At 72.5% G+C, this 14,948-nt stretch carries 9 protein-coding genes and 3 pseudogenes; 2 read left to right on the forward strand and 10 right to left on the reverse strand.

Annotation, left to right across the window (positions count from 1 at the left end):
- Positions 1–129: 129 nt before the first annotated feature.
- The 4 genes and pseudogenes from thpD to ACGFSA_RS12655 form a co-directional block, all read right to left on the reverse strand.
- A complete protein-coding gene (gene thpD / locus ACGFSA_RS12640) occupies positions 130–1,023 on the reverse strand; it encodes an ectoine hydroxylase (RefSeq protein ID WP_393303355.1) in 894 nt (297 codons plus the stop codon).
- 3 nt (positions 1,024–1,026) lie between these two features.
- A complete protein-coding gene (locus tag ACGFSA_RS12645) occupies positions 1,027–1,425 on the reverse strand; it encodes an ectoine synthase (RefSeq protein WP_393303357.1) in 399 nt (132 codons plus the stop codon).
- A 55-nt stretch (positions 1,426–1,480) separates the two neighbouring features.
- Positions 1,481–2,542, reverse strand: a pseudogene (locus tag ACGFSA_RS12650) (aspartate aminotransferase family protein); the annotation flags it as partial.
- A gap of 144 nt (positions 2,543–2,686) precedes the next feature.
- Positions 2,687–3,793: a pyridoxal-phosphate-dependent aminotransferase family protein gene (locus ACGFSA_RS12655; RefSeq protein WP_393303359.1), complete on the reverse strand. Its 1,107-nt coding sequence runs from the start codon at positions 3,791–3,793 to the stop codon at positions 2,687–2,689.
- A 103-nt stretch (positions 3,794–3,896) separates the two neighbouring features.
- On the opposite strand from ACGFSA_RS12655, the gene ACGFSA_RS12660 reads away from it, so the two are divergent.
- On the forward strand, positions 3,897–4,997 hold the full coding sequence (locus ACGFSA_RS12660) for an amidohydrolase family protein (protein ID WP_393303361.1): 1,101 nt from the start codon (positions 3,897–3,899) through the stop codon (positions 4,995–4,997).
- Between the two features lie 312 nt (positions 4,998–5,309).
- Positions 5,310–6,266: an SCO1860 family LAETG-anchored protein gene (locus ACGFSA_RS12665; protein ID WP_393303363.1), complete on the forward strand. Its 957-nt coding sequence runs from the start codon at positions 5,310–5,312 to the stop codon at positions 6,264–6,266.
- Between the two features lie 86 nt (positions 6,267–6,352).
- Here ACGFSA_RS12665 and cobC read toward each other — a convergent pair.
- From cobC to ACGFSA_RS12695, 6 genes and pseudogenes are all read right to left on the reverse strand, one after another.
- Positions 6,353–7,896, reverse strand: a pseudogene (gene cobC, locus ACGFSA_RS12670) (Rv2231c family pyridoxal phosphate-dependent protein CobC); the annotation flags it as partial.
- A 246-nt stretch (positions 7,897–8,142) separates the two neighbouring features.
- The gene (locus tag ACGFSA_RS12675) at positions 8,143–9,567 is read right to left on the reverse strand and encodes a cobyrinate a,c-diamide synthase (RefSeq protein ID WP_393303365.1); all 1,425 of its coding nucleotides are present in this window, start codon (positions 9,565–9,567) and stop codon (positions 8,143–8,145) included.
- Entirely contained in the window at positions 9,561–10,169 is a 609-nt protein-coding gene (gene cobO, locus ACGFSA_RS12680) for a cob(I)yrinic acid a,c-diamide adenosyltransferase (RefSeq protein WP_030920034.1), read from the reverse strand. Before cobO ends, ACGFSA_RS12675 begins: the two co-directional genes overlap by 7 nt.
- On the reverse strand, positions 10,169–12,181 hold the full coding sequence (locus tag ACGFSA_RS12685) for a putative cobaltochelatase (RefSeq protein WP_393303368.1): 2,013 nt from the start codon (positions 12,179–12,181) through the stop codon (positions 10,169–10,171). Before ACGFSA_RS12685 ends, cobO begins: the two co-directional genes overlap by 1 nt.
- Positions 12,178–13,928 (reverse strand): annotated as a pseudogene (locus ACGFSA_RS12690) (cobyric acid synthase). Before ACGFSA_RS12690 ends, ACGFSA_RS12685 begins: the two are co-directional and overlap by 4 nt.
- Complete coding sequence (locus ACGFSA_RS12695) at positions 13,925–14,905, reverse strand: cobalamin biosynthesis protein (RefSeq protein WP_393303370.1); 981 nt, start codon at positions 14,903–14,905, stop codon at positions 13,925–13,927. The pseudogene ACGFSA_RS12690 and the gene ACGFSA_RS12695 overlap by 4 nt, the downstream one beginning before the upstream one ends.
- Between the last annotated feature and the right edge of the window lie 43 nt (positions 14,906–14,948).

Consider the following 14,948-nt stretch of genomic DNA (forward strand, 5'->3'; position numbering starts at 1 on the left):
TGTTTGGTGTTTGTTGGTTTTTTTTTTTGCCCCGCGGGGGGGGGGGGGGGGGGGGGGGGGGGGGGCGCGGGGGGGGGGGGGGGGGGGGGGGGGCCCCGCGCCCCCCCCCCCCCCCACCGCGCCACCGCCTCATCCCACCGGCGAGAAGTCCCGCGACCCGATGAACTCCGGGCGCCTGGCCGGCGCCGCGAACGGTTCCTCGGCGGTGTTCTCCACACTGCTGAAGACGATGAAGACATTGCTGCGCGGGTACGGGGTGATGTTGTCCCCCGAGCCGTGCATGCAGTTGCAGTCGAACCAGGTCGCCGAACCGGCCGGACCCGTGAAGAGCCGGATGCCGTACCGGTCGGCCATCCTGGTCAGCGCCTCGTCGGACGGGGTGCCGGCGTCCTGCATCCTCAGTGACTTCTTGTAGTTGTCCTTCGGTGTCCTGCCCGCGCACCCGAGGAACGACTTGTGCGAACCGGGCATGATCATCAGCCCGCCGTTGGTGCCGTGATTCTCGGTCAGCGCGATCGACACGGACACCGCCCGCATGTGCGGCAGACCGTCCTCGGCGTGCCAGGTCTCGAAGTCCGAGTGCCAGTAGAACCCCGAAGCGCCGAAGCCCGGCTTGACGTTGATCCGCGACTGGTGGACGTACACGTCCGAACCGAGGATCTGGCGGGCCCGGCCCACCACCCGCTCGTCGCTGACCAGCCGGGCGAAGACCTCGCTGATCCGGTGGACCTCGAAGACCGAGCGGACGTCCTGCGACGTGGGCTCGATGATCGAGCGTTCGTCGCCCCGGACCGCGGGATCGGCGGTCAGCCGGTCGAGCTCGGCCCGGTAGCCGTCGACGTCGGCGGGTGTGATCAGCTCGTCGACGGTGAGGAAGCCGTCACGCTCGAGCCCCTGCAGGTCCTTCACGGCGACCGGACCGGGGGCGCCGGGCGCCGACCAGATGACCGGGTCCCGGCGGGGTGTGATCAGCTCGGCCGAGCCCCGGGTGGGATACAGATCGGCGCGTACATCGGTGGTCATGGTTCAGCCCTCCTCGGTCAGCAGGGGATAGACGCCGTTCTCGTCGTGGTCCTCCCGTCCGGTGACGGGAGGGTTGAAGACGCAGACGCAGCGGAAGTCGGTCTTCGGGCGCAGCGTGTGGTGCTCGTGCCCGTTCAGCAGGTACATCGTGCCGGGAGAGATCCAGTGCTTCTCGCCGGTCTCGTCGTTGGTGAGCTCGGCCTCGCCCTCGGTGCACAACACGGCCTCGATGTGGTTCGCGTACCACATCGACGTCTCCGTGCCCGCGTACAGCACGGTTTCGTGGAGCGAGAAGCCCACCCTCTCCTTGGCGAGGACGATGCGCTTGCTCTCCCAGGTGCCGGAGGCGGCCTTCACATGCCGGTCGGTGTTCTCGATGTCACTGAACGATCGGACGATCACGGTGAGTCGGTGCCTTTCTCTACTTTTCTCTTCGGTGTCTCTGCGCGCCGGGGTGTCAGGCGGTTTCGCGGACGCAACGGGCCAGCGTGCGCAGGCCCTCGTCCAGTTCCTCGGGGGTGACGGTCAGGGCCGGCAGCAGCTTCACGACCTCGCTCCGCGGACCGGAGGTCTCCACCAGCAGCCCCAGTTCGAAGGCGCGGGCGCAGACCGCGGCGGCGCGCGACGCGTCGGCGAACTCCAGTCCCCAGACCAGGCCGCGGCCGCGGAACCGGGCGCCGAGCCGGGCATGTTCGTCGCAGATCGCCAGCAGTGCCTGCTCGATCTGTTCGCCGCGGGCCAGGGTCTGCTTCTCCAGCTGGCCGTGCGCCCAGTAGGCGTCGAGAGCGGCGGCGGCGGTGACGAAGGCGGGATTGTTGCCGCGGAAGGTGCCGTTGTGCTCGCCCGGTCCCCAGACGTCCAGCTCCGGGCGGAACAGGCAGAGCGACATGGGCAGTCCGTAACCGCTGATGGACTTCGACAGGGTGACGATGTCCGGCGTGATGCCGGCCTCCTCGAACGAGAAGAACGCGCCCGTACGGCCGCAGCCCATCTGGATGTCGTCGACGATCAGCAGCATGTCGCGGCGGTGGCACAGATCGGCCAGCGCCCGCAGCCATTCGGGCCGCGCGACATTGATGCCGCCCTCGCCCTGCACCGTCTCGACGATCACGGCGGCGGGCTGGTTGAGACCCGAGCCCTGGTCCTCGAGGAGCCGCTCGAACCAGAGGAAGTCCGGGACCCGGCCGTCGAGATAGTTGTCGAACGGCATCGGCGTGCCGTGCACCAGCGGGATACCGGCCCCGGCCCGCTTGAAGGCGTTGCCGGTGACGGCGAGCGAGCCGAGCGACATGCCGTGGAAGGCGTTGGTGAACGAGACGACCGACTCGCGTCCCTTCACCTTGCGGGCCAGCTTCAGCGCGGCCTCGACCGCGTTGGTGCCGGTCGGGCCGGGGAACATCACCTTGTACGGAAGGTCGCGCGGGCGCAGCACCACGTTCCGGAAGGTCTCCATGAAGGAGCGTTTCGCGGTGGTCGCCATGTCGAGGCCGTGGGTGATGCCGTCGCGCTCGATGTAGTTGCGCGGATCGGCGCTGCTGAAACTTTGGAGTTTAGGGTCCGGGGAAGCGGGCAAAAGAACGCGGGGAGCTGCTCTGAATGGAGCAGCTCCCCGCATTGATGAATTCGTGGAGATCCGCCGCAGCCCCCCAATTGCCGGTCGGTCTTATTCGCTCGGCCACGTTTCCGAAACGGCCCTGCGGGCAGCTTCGAAGTCGACCGGCCGGCCCGCGTCGGCCAGCGCCGCCCCCAGAGCCGCGAGCGAGGACTGCACCGCGCCCCGCGTCGCGTCCACACCGTAGTGATTGACCCGGATCATCTCCTTGGACAGCGCCCCGCCGCCCGCGATCAGCGGCAGCGACGGGTCGGCCGCGAGTGCCTTGGCGACCAGCCCGGCGGCGTCGATCCCCGCCGGGGCGCGCAGCGTCGTGGCGACCGGCGCCGCGTCCCGCGCCTCGTGCACGTACGGCGCCAGGCCGCCGCTGAGCGCCACCGCGCCCGCCCGCGTCGCCGCGGCGGCCGCCGCGTGCCGTGCCATCAGCGCCTCCAGACCCTCCGTCTCGATCCGCTCCACGCACGCCTCCAGGGCCAGCATCTCCAGCTGCGCGGGGGCGTGCAGGAGCGCCTTGCGGCCGCCGTCGATCCAGCGCTGCTTCCAGTCCAGGAGCGAGAGGTACGAGTGACGGGGGGCCTCGGGGTTGGCGGCGATCCGCTCCCAGGCGCGCCCGCTCACCGACACCGCCGACACCCCGGCCGGGCCGCCCATCGCCTTCTGCGCGCCGATCACGCACAGGTCGACGCCCCACAGGTCCGGCAGCAGCGGCTCGGCGCCCACCGAGGCGACGGCGTCCAGCATGAACAGCGCCCCGTGCGCCCGGACGACCTCACCGATCTCCGCGACCGGGTTGGTGTTGCCGGTCGCCGCCTCCGCGTGGACCAGCGAGACGAAGTCGATCTCCGGGTGCGCGGCGAGCGCCTGCGCGACCTGGTCGGCGGTGACCGCCGTGTGGAACGGCACCGCCAGATCGATGACATTGGCACCGCAGTCGCGCAGCCAGTTCCCGAAGGTCTGCCCGTACGGCCCCGTGACCACGTTCAGTGCGGTCGAACCGGGCCGGGCGCCGCCCCGGATGCAGCCTTCGAGGGGAAGCAGTGCCTCGCCCTGCATGATGACGACGTCCTGCTCGGTGGCGAGGAGGCCGGCCACCCGCCGCTCGATGGCGGCGAAGTGTGCGGCGGTGAGCGGGGCGAGGTCGAGGAAGGGGTGCGTCACGGTGGTGCTCTCTTCGGATCGGATCGGCCTGCGGTTCGGCGTACGAACAGCGCTTCCGTCGAGAGTACCGAGGCCGCCATCGGCCGCCTCGTACAGTGTTGCCATGAGTGATCACACGGTGCAGCCGGTGCTGCATGTGAAGGGGCGGGTACTCGTCGGTCCCGACGACGTACGGGACGAGCTGTGGGCCGTCGACGGGCGGATCTCGTACGAGCGGCCGCCCGGCGCGGACGCGGCGGAGACCGTCACCGGCTGGGTGCTGCCGGGCCTCGTGGACGCCCACTGCCATGTGGGGCTCGATCACCACGGTCCGGTCGACGCCGCCACGAGCGAGAAGCAGGCGCTCACCGACCGGGAGGCCGGCACGCTGCTCATCAGGGACGCCGGATCGCCCTCCGACACCCGGTGGATCGACGACCGCGAGGATCTTCCCAAGATCGTCCGGGCCGGACGTCATATCGCCAGGACCCGCAGGTACACCCGGAACTACGCGCATGAGATCGAGCCCGGCGACCTCGTCGCATACGTCGCGCAGGAGGCGCGGCGCGGCGACGGCTGGGTCAAGCTGGTCGGTGACTGGATCGACCGGGACGCCGGTGACCTGGCCGCCTGCTGGCCGCGCGGCGAGGTCGAGGCGGCCATTGCCGAGGCGCACCGGCTCGGCGCCCGGGTCACCGCGCACTGCTTCGCCGAGGCCGCTCTCGTCGATCTCGTCGAGGCCGGGATCGACTGCATCGAGCATGCGACGGGGCTGACCGAGGACACCATCCCGCTCTTCGCCGAGCGCGGCGTCGCGATCGTCCCGACGCTGGTCAACATCGCCACGTTCCCGGACCTCGCGGCCGGCGGCGAGGCGAAGTTCCCGCGCTGGTCGGCGCACATGCGGCGGCTGTACGAGCGTCGCTACGACACCGTGCGCGCGGCGTACGACGCGGGCGTGCCGGTCTTCGTCGGCACCGACGCGGGCGGCTCGCTCGCCCATGGCCTGGTGGCGGCGGAGGTCGCCGAACTGGTCACGGCGGGCATCCCGCCCCGCGAGGCTCTCTCGGCGACGGCCTGGGGTGCGCGCGCCTGGCTCGGGCGGCCGGGTCTTGAGGAGGGCGCCCCGGCGGATCTGGTGGTGTACGAGGCGGACCCGCGGGCGGATGTTCGGGTGCTGGCGGCGCCGCGCCATGTGGTGCTGAACGGCCGTGTGATCGGCTGATGCCGCCCCGGCGCCGCGTTGACAGCCAGTGACCGGACGGAGCTCGCGCTCGTTGAAGCACTTCAGCGCACACCCCGGCGCAGTCGGCCGGCACCTCGCACACGCTCAGCGGATCGGGTGACACCGAGGGTCGCACGTGCCGAGATATTCGAATACAGACACGGCAACCCCCTTTGGGGTGAACTCGCCCCAGGCAACTGCCAGTTCACCCTCTGTACGAAAAGATTCACGGAGTCGAGGCCACCGGTGCCCGCGATGTCCCCCATTGGACGGCGCCGGTGGCTCCATGTCTCTTGTGGGGGTTCCACCATCTTGAACAGCAACACCTTCCGCCTCGCCGCACTGGCGGTTGCCGCCGCTCCCGTCGCCCTGCTGGTTGCCGCCCCGGCGCACGCCACCGGGTCCACCACGACCACCGGCGGCGGGAAGGCGAGCGCGGTCGTGCTCCGCACCGCACTCGACGTCTCACTCCTGAACAAGACGGTCGACGTGCCGCTGAAGGCCACGCTCAACGAGGTGCACGCACCGGCGAGCGCCGAGGAGACCGCACTCAGCGTGCGGCTCGACGGCGTGTCGCAGGGCCGCCCGGTCGACGTGCTGCGTGCCGACGTGGCCACGGCGGACGCGACCGTCGACAAGCACAGGGCCGAGGGCTACAGCAACCTGGCGAAGGCCCGCGTCCATGTGCCCGGACTGCCGCGGCTCTCGCTCATCGAGGTCGAGAAGGTCACCTCCAAGGCGGTCTGCGAAGTGGGCCACAAGCCCGTCGCCGAATCGAATGTGCTGGGCCATGTCACGGTCCTCGGCCGGAAAATCACGCTGACGGCGGGCGGCACGACACGGGTGGCGGTGCCCGGCGTCGGCGAGGTCGTCCTCGACCTGTCGAAGACGCAGACCACGTCACGTACCGCCGCGGCGACCGCGCTGCGGCTGAAGGTGTCGGTCAACCCGCTCAAGCTCAATGTCGCCGACGTCCAGGGCGAGGTCACGCTCGCCGAGGCGACCTGCGAGACCCCGAAGGCGGCCGCTCCCAGCGCCGAGCCCACCGAGCCCGCGGGGGGCAACTCCGGCGGAGGCGACAGCGGTGGCAGCACCGGCGGCGAGATGAAACCGCAGACCGGGACCGGCCACGCCCCGGCAGCGGTCGACACGAACCTCGCGGAGACCGGTGGCAGCTCCACGACGCCGTACCTCGCGGGCGGAGCGGCGTTCCTGCTGGCGCTGGGTGCGGGCGCGACGGTCGTGGCACGCAGGCGCGCCCAGGACTGACACCGGCCCGGCCCGAGGGGCGGGACAGGGGGAAATCAGGGGGCATGGGGGAGCGGCGTTCACACAGGGGTGAGCGCCGCTCCCCGTCAGCGGTTCCTGGGGGAGGCGAGCACCTGGAGCGCCTGATCGAGCGCCTGCAGAAAACGGTTGGTCGTCACGCGGTCGCGCACGGCCAGCCGCAGCCACTGCGGACCCAGCCCCGGGAACGTGTCGCCGCGCCGCGCCGCGAAGCCGAGCGCCCGCAGCCGCTCCCGCACCTCCGCTGCCCGCTCCAGCCGCACCAGTACGAACGGCCCCTCGGCCGGCTCCGCCACCCGCACTTCGGTGAACTCCATGAGCCCGGCGATCAGATGGGCCCGGTCCACCGCGATACGGTCCGCCGCGGCGGCCGCCTCCACCAGCGCCCGCGGCTCCATGCACGCCTCGGCCGCCGCCAGCGCGGGGGACGACACCGGCCACAGCGGCTGCGCCTCCTGGAGCGCGCCGATGGTCTCCGGGGAAGCCAGCACGTAACCGATCCGCAGCCCGGCCAGCCCCCATGTCTTGGTGAGGCTGCGCAGCACGACGAGGCCCGGGACGTCGTGACGTCCGCACAGCGCCTCGCGCTCGCCCGGCACCGCGTCCATGAACGCCTCGTCGACCACCAACGTCCGCCCGGGGCGCGCCAGTTTCTCCAGCGCGGCCGTCGGATGCAGGACCGACGTCGGGTTGGTCGGATTGCCGACCACCACCAGATCCGCCTCCTCGGGCACGGCCGCCGGATCCAGTCGGAAACCGTCCTCCGCGCGCAGCAGCACCCGCCCCACCGTGTGCCCGGCCGCGCGCAACGCCGCCTCGGGCTCGGTGAACTGGGGATGCACGACGACCGGCCGCCGGGCCGGCAGTGCCCGCGCGATCAGCACGAACGCCTCCGCCGCACCCGCTGTCAGCAGGACCCGATCCACCGGCAGCCCGTGCCGTTCCGCGACCGCGGCCCTCGCACGGCCCCCGTCCGGATAGGCGGCGAGCGTGGAGAGGGACGCGGATATTCGTTCCCTCAGCCAGGCCGGGGGCGTATCGGTACGTACGTTGACGGCGAGATCGGTCAGATCCAGGCCGCGGACCTCCGCGTCACCGTGGTGCCGCAGATCGTGCTGTCCGTCCGCGCGGTTGACATCGGGTCTCTCAGTGGGAGTGTGCATTGACTTCCAGAGGGTGTGGGGGGCGAGTTCATGACGATGGGGATGGAGCGACGGCAGGACGACTATGTGCCCGGCACCGCACTCGACGCAACGGTCGGATCCGGATGCGCGTGCGAAGCCCGCCGGGCCACCGCACAGGTCACCTTCCCCACCCGCCCCGCGGGGTTCGACTTCCGCTTCGGTACGAGGAGTTCGTCGGCGCGGACCAGAGCCGCCGCCTCCGCGACCGACGCCGAACCGACCGCGGCGAGCACGGCGCCCGACGGGTTCGGTACGGCGACCGCGGCGAGTTCCTCCGCGCTGTACCCGCGTACGGGAACGCCCAGTCGTGCCGCCGCTTCTACGATCCCCGGCTCCTCGGTCTTCGTGTCGAGGGTCGCCAACTCCACGACGCCGCGGGGCGAAAGCCCCGCCTCGTACAGTACGGACGAGACGAGCTCCAGCACCTCACCGGCCGGCGCACCACGGCCCGCGCCGACCCCGACGACGAGCAGAACCATGGGGCGAGATCCTTCCGGGAACGAGAGCGGGACAAGGAGCAGGATGGAGCGACTCCTCGCCGTACGCCAGGCGGCACACGGCGCGGGAGAGGGACGCTCGGCACACCACGCCCAGCCGGCCCGCTCCACGCCGCTGTGCACCGTGGCGTGGAGCGGCTTCAGCCGGCCGGTGGTGGGCATCGCGGACCGACGGGGTCACACCGCGGCCCTGTCGACGAACCGCCGCGCGACGCCCGGCGCCGAGGCCCAGTGCGTATGCAGATAGCTGGCATGGACGCCCTGCTGCACGAAGCCCTCCACGCGCCGCTCCGGCAGATGCATCCCCCAGGCGGGGGAGGCGCCGGCGCCCGGCTCCAGCACCGTGCGGTGGAACTCGTGCCCACGCAGCCGTGTGCCGACCGCGGCCAGCGGACTGTCGGTGAGTGCCACGGCCTCCCGGTAGCCGAGTGTCAGCCGCTTCGACATCCGGCCGTCGGCGTCGAGCACCCCGCACATCGGCAGTCCGTCGAGCGAACGCGAGAGATAGAGCAGCCCGGCACACTCGGCGGCAAGGGGAGCCCCGGCGGCGGCGAGATCGGCAACGGCCTTGCGGAGCGGTTCGTTGGCGGACAGCTCGGGGGCGTACACCTCCGGGAACCCCCCACCGATGACGAGCCCGCGGGTGCCCTCGGGCAGCGCTTCGTCCCGCAGCGGATCGAACGTCACGACGTCGGCCCCGGCGGCGGCGAGGAGTTCGCTGTGCTCGGCGTAGGAGAACGTGAAGGCGGGCCCTCCGGCCACGGCGACGACGGGCCGGCCGCGACGCGGCCCGCCCGGACCACCGTCCAGCCCGCCCGGGCCATCCTCGCCGTCGGCGTCCCTGCCTCCACCCGCCTCCCGCACGGCCTCCACCGGATCCCACGCCCCCGACGCGGCAGGCGTCCGCGGCGCCGACCGCGCCAACGCCATCAGCGCATCCAGGTCACACCCGCTCCGTACCTGCGCCCCCATCGCCGCGACAGCGTCCACCGCGTCGCCGCGCCGCTCGGCCACCGGCACCAGCCCCAGATGGCGCGAGGGCGTGGCCACCTGCTCGGCCCGCCGCAGCACCCCCATCACCGGCACGCCGGACTCGTCCAGCGCCTCCCGCAGCAGCATCTCGTGCCGGTCCGAGCCGACCTTGTTGAGGATCACCCCGCTGATCCGTACCGCCGGATCCCACGAGGCGAAGCCGTGCACCAGCGCCGCCACCGACCGCGACTGCGACGACGCGTCCACCACCAGCACCACCGGTGCCTGCAGCAGCTTCGCGACATGGGCGGTCGACGCCAACTCGCCCTGCCCGGACGCCCCGTCGTACAGCCCCATCACCCCCTCGACGATCGCCAGGTCGCAGCCACGCGCCCCGTGCGCGAACAACGGAGCGACCAGCTCCGGCCCGCACATGTACGCGTCGAGGTTGCGCCCCGCCCGCCCGGTGGCCAGCGAGTGATAGCCGGGGTCGATGTAGTCGGGCCCGACCTTGTGCGGCGACACGGCGAGGCCGCGCTCCGCGAAGGCCGCCATCAGTCCCGTCGCCACGGTGGTCTTGCCGCTGCCGGAGGCCGGCGCGGCAATCACCAGTCGCGGAATGGTCACCACTCGATGCCCCTCTGGCCCTTCTGGCCGGCGTCCATCGGGTGCTTCACCTTGGACATGTCGGTCACCAGGTCGGCGGCCTCGACGAGCTTCTCCGGGGCGTTGCGCCCGGTGATCACCACATGCTGCGTCCCCGGACGGTTGCGCATCACCTCGACCACCTCGTCGGTGTCGATCCAGCCCCAGTGCATCGGGTACGCGAACTCGTCGAGGACGTACAGCTTGTACGTCTCGGCGGCCAGGTCGCGCTTGACCTGTTCCCAGCCCTCGCGGGCCTTCTCCTCGTTGTCCGCGTTGTCACCGTGCAGGCCGCGCTGGACCCACGACCAGCCCTCGCCCATCTTGTGCCAGGCGACCGTGCCGCCCTCACCGCTCGCGCCGAGGACCTTCAGCGCGTTCTCCTCCCCGACCTTCCACTTCGCCGACTTGACGAACTGGAACACCCCGATCGGCCAGCCCTGGTTCCAGGCGCGCAGCGCGAGCCCGAACGCGGCCGTCGACTTGCCCTTGCCGATACCGGTATGGACGAAGAGCAGCGGACGGTTGCGGCGCTGACGCGTCGTCAGCCCGTCGTCCGGCACGGTGGTCGGCTGTCCCTGCGGCATTAGGCGGCCCTCCTGTTGGATCCGTTGGTTCCCTGAACATCCCTGACGAGCCCGGCGATCAAGTCGGCCCGCAGCTCGTCGAGCGTGACGGCGGTGCCCCCGAGATCGCGGGCCAGGGAGCCGGCCAGCCCGAGCCGCACGACCCCCGACTCGCAGTCCACGACGACGGACGCCGTGCCCTCGGCCTCGTGCAGCCGCGCGGCCCGCGCCGCCAGGGCCACCGGCTCCGGGCCTCCGGTCGCCCGTCCGTCCGTCACCACGACCAGCAGCGGCCGCCGCGACGGATCGCGCAGCCGCTCCACCCGCAGGACGTCATGGGCCTTCAGCAGTCCGGCCGCGAGGGGGGTGCGCCCCCCGGTCGGCAGCGTCTCCAGCCGCGCGGCGGCCGCGTCCACGGACGAGGTCGGCGGCAGTGCCACGTCGGCGTCCCTGCCGCGGAAGGTGATCAGACCGACCTTGTCCCGCCGCTGGTACGCGTCCAGCAGCAGCGACAGCACCGCACCCTTCACGGCGCCCATCCGCTGCCGGGCGGCCATCGACCCGGACGCGTCCACGACGAAAAGAACGAGGTTCCCCTCGCGTCCCTCCCTGGTCGCCTGCCGCAGATCATCCCGCCGCACCACCAACCCCCGGCCCGACCGTCCGCGCGCACGCTGGTGCGGGGCGGCAGCCTGCACGGTCGCGGCGAGATGCAGTCTGGTCAGGGCCCCCTCGGGCCGCCGCGCCCCGGTCGTACGACCGTGTTCGGTACGCGCCCGGGACCGCCGCCCCGCCGCGCCTTCGCCGAGCCCCGGCACGCTCAGCATCTTCGTGCGGAACGGCTCGGCAGCACGTACGGGCTGCTGCTCGCCGCCGGCCGGCTGGCCCTGCGAGGGCAGTCCGGGCGTGTCGCCGTTCCCCGCCCCGGGCTGCGGCGGCGTGTCGGGACCATCCCCCCGCGGGGGCTGCGCGCCTCCACCCGGCCCGTCCGGATCGGGATCGTCCGGGCCCCCGTCCCCTTCACCGCTGTTCTGCTCCAGCGTGTCGTCGAGCTTGTCCTCGTCGAGACCGGGCGCGTCGAACGGATTGCGGCGGCGCCGGTGGGGGAGCGCCAGCAGGGCGGCCTGCCGGACGTCCTCGGCGAGCACGTCGGTACGTCCCGCCCACGCGGCCAGCGCGGTCGCGGTGCGGGCCATCACGATGTCGGCGCGCATCCCGTCGACCTCGAAGGCCGCACAGGTGGCGGCGATCTGCCGCAACGCACGGTCCCCGAGCACCACGTGGGGAAGGAGCGCCCGCGCGGCGGCGATCCGCTCCCGCAACTCCCCTTCCTCCTCGGCCCACCGGGCGGCGAACCCGGCCGGATCGTCGTCGTACGCGAGCCGCCGCCGTACGACCTCGACCCGCTGATCGGTGTCGCGTGACGCGGCGACCTCGACGGTCAGCCCGAACCGGTCGAGCAACTGCGGCCGCAGCTCGCCCTCTTCGGGGTTCATCGTTCCGACGAGCAGGAACCGCGCGGCATGCCGTACGGAGACGCCTTCGCGTTCCACGTACGAGGCACCCATGGCAGCCGCGTCCAGCAGCAGATCCACCAGGTGGTCATGGAGCAGGTTGACCTCGTCGACGTACAGGATTCCGCGATGCGCGTCGGCGAGGAGCCCCGGCTCGAACGCCTTGACCCCGTCGGTGAGCGCCCGCTCGATGTCGAGCGCCCCGACGAGCCGGTCCTCGGAGGCGCCCACCGGCAGCTCCACGGTCCGCGCAGCCCGCGACACGCCGCCTCCGGCCTCGTGGGGCCCATCGGGACACGCCGGATCGGGCGACACCGGGTCACACGAGAACCGGCATCCGGAGACGACATCGACCTCGGGCATGAGCGCGGCGAGCGCCCGCACGGCGGTGGACTTGGCGGTCCCCTTCTCCCCACGCACGAGCACACCACCGACAGCGGGCGATACGGCGTTCAGCAACAATCCGAGCCGCAGATCGTCCTGCCCGACGATGGCGGTAAAGGGATACGGGGTACTCACAAAGCCTCCTTGACGACGTCATCCATCCAAGAACCGGTGACCGGTTCCGGCCCGCCACTCAGTCCGTCCGGCCCGCTGCCCTGCGCTTGTGGGCGACTGCTCGGCCCGTCCGGCACCCGAGGACCGGGGTCCGGGGCCGAGACCCGGTCACGGGAAGGTGCGGGCCGGGGAACAGAGCCCGCCGAAGGCGTCCCCCTCACGCCAACCCCCCAGTCACCCCGGCCCCACGGGCCGCCGGCACCTCCGGCGCCCCAGGGCCCACAAAGGGGAGTCCCTCCGGCACCCCCGTCTCGATCAACCGCATCAACGCCCCCGTATCCGCGTGCTCCTCGATCAGATCCCCCAGCCGATCCAGCTGCTCCTCCCGCAACGCCCCGAAACTCGTGTCGGGCGCGGCCACGAACCGCCGTCCCGCCGCCCGCGCGACCTCCCCCAGGAACCGCCGCCGGAACGCATCGCTCTCCAGCGACCCGTGCCAGTGCGTCCCCCACACCGCGCCGACCCGGCACCCGTCCAGGAACGGCTCGCCGCCCCGCACATCGGCGACCCCGTGGTGGATCTCGTATCCCTCCACCGGCTCCCCGAGCGCTGTACCGACCGGCCGGGCGAGGGTCTTCTCGCGGTCGAACCGGATCCGCACCGGCAGCAGTCCGAGCCCGTCGACCCGCCCCGCCCGCGACTCCACCTCGTCCTCGATCTGCTCCGCGAGCACCTGGAACCCGCCACAGATGCCGAGCACCGGACGCCCCTGCGCCGCCCGGCGCAGCAGCGCGTCGGCCAGCCCCCGTTCCCGCAGCCAGGCCAGCGCCTTTACCGTCCCGCGCGTGCCCGGCACGATCACCAGATCCGCGTCGGCCAGCTCCTCCGCCCGGTCCACGAACCGCACCACGACACCCGGTTCGGCGGCCAGCGCGTCCACATCGGTGAAGTTCGACATCAGCGGTACGGCGCACACCGCGACCCGCAGCACGTCCTCGCCGTGCGGCGGTGCGACGACCGACTCGCGTACCGCGCCGCGGAGCGAGACCCGCAGCCCGTCCTCCTCGTCGATGCCCAGGCCGTGGGCGAACGGCAGCACTCCGTACGTCCGCCGCCCGGTCAGCCCGTGCAGCATGTCGAGCCCCGGCTCCAGGAGCGACACGTCGCCGCGGAACTTGTTGACCAGATAGCCGGCGATCAGCGCCTGGTCCTCGGCGCCGAGGAGTGCCGTCGTGCCGAAGAACGAGGCGAAGACGCCACCGCGGTCGATGTCGCCGACGACGACGACGGGAAACCCCGCGGCCCGCGCGATCCCCATGTTCACGATGTCGGTGCGCCGCAGATTGATCTCGGCCGGGCTGCCCGCCCCCTCGCAGATCACGGCGTCATAGGTGCCCCGAAGCTGCTCCAGACAGTCCACGACCGTACCGAGCAGGGATTCCTGTCGCCCCCCGTGGTAGCCGCGCGCGCTCATCTCGCCCACCGGCCTGCCCATCAGGACGACCTGACTGGACCGGTCGCTGCCGGGCTTGAGCAGCACCGGGTTCATCAGCGCGGTCGGTTCCACCCGCGCGGCCTGCGCCTGCATCGCCTGCGCGCGTCCGATCTCCGCGCCCTCGCGGGTGACGAACGAGTTCAGTGACATGTTCTGCGCCTTGAACGGCGCGACCTTCACGCCCTGGCGCACCAGCCACCGGCAGATGCCTGCCGTGACGACGCTCTTGCCCGCGTCCGACGTGGTTCCGGCGACCAGCAGTCCGCCGCTCATGTCCCGCTCCGTCCCGCGGCCGGACGCCACCCCGGGGGCGACCACCGTCCCGCGATCAGCCGGCCCGCCGCGCACACGCCGAGAGCCAGCACCCCCACCCGGCGCGACAGCCGCACCGCGCGCTCGATGTCCCCGGTCTCCACCGCACGGCCGGTCGCGCCGTTCAGTACCGGCCGGTGCTCGACACGCCCGCCGTACGCGAGGGTCCCGCCGAGCCGTACGCCGAGCGCCCCCGCGAACGAGGCCTCCACCGGACCCGCGTTGGGGCTCGGATGCCTGCCCGCGTCCGCCCGCCAGGCCCGCAGCGCTCGACGTGGCTGCCCCCCGGCAACCACGGCGAGCGCGGCGGTGAGCCGGGCGCCGGGCCAGCCCGCGACGTCGTCCAGGCGGGCCGAGGCCCAGCCGTAGCGCAGATGGCGGGGCGACTTGTGCCCGACCATCGCGTCGAGGGTGTTGACGGCGCGGTAGGCGACGAGTCCGGGCACGCCACCCAGCGCGCCCCACACGAGGGCACCCACCACCGCGTCCGAGGTGTTCTCGGCCACGGACTCCACCACGGCGCGCGCGATCTGCGGCCCGTCGAGGGAGTGCGGGTCGCGCCCGCACAGATGGGGGAGGCGCTCCCGGGCCAGCTCGATGTCACCGGCGGTGAGCGCGCCGCCGATGGCGCGCGCCTCGCGACCCAGCGAGGTGCCGCCGACGACGGACCAGGTGGCGGCCGCGGTCAGGGCGACGGAGACGGCGGGATGACGGCGTACGGCATGGGCGGCCAGCGTGGCTCCACCCGCAGCGCCTCCGGCGCAGACCAGGGTGTGCAGGGTGCCCCACCCGCGGTGGTCGCGCCACAGACGCCGTTCGACGCCCGCCGCGGCCCGCCCGAAGGCGGCGACCGGATGCCCCCGGCGGGGATCGCCGAGCAGCAGATCGCCGATCAGGCCGGCGGCGGCGCCGTACGCGAAGATGCGGTCGGCTCGCACGGCTCAGCCGGCCGCGCTGCCTCGAAGGACCCTGGTACAGCCG

Source organism: Streptomyces sp. NPDC048496 (assembly GCF_043200055.1).
Classification (GTDB): Bacteria; Actinomycetota; Actinomycetes; order Streptomycetales; family Streptomycetaceae; genus Streptomyces.

Bases quoted from the DNA above. Each gene is read 5' to 3' on its own strand.
- ACGFSA_RS12660 (WP_393303361.1), top strand. From the start codon at position 3,897: ATGAGTGATCACACGGTGCAGCCGGTGCTGCATGTGAAGGGGCGGGTA.
- cobO (WP_030920034.1), bottom strand. From the start codon at position 10,169: ATGCCGCAGGGACAGCCGACCACCGTGCCGGACGACGGGCTGACGACG.
- thpD (WP_393303355.1), bottom strand. From the start codon at position 1,023: ATGACCACCGATGTACGCGCCGATCTGTATCCCACCCGGGGCTCGGCC.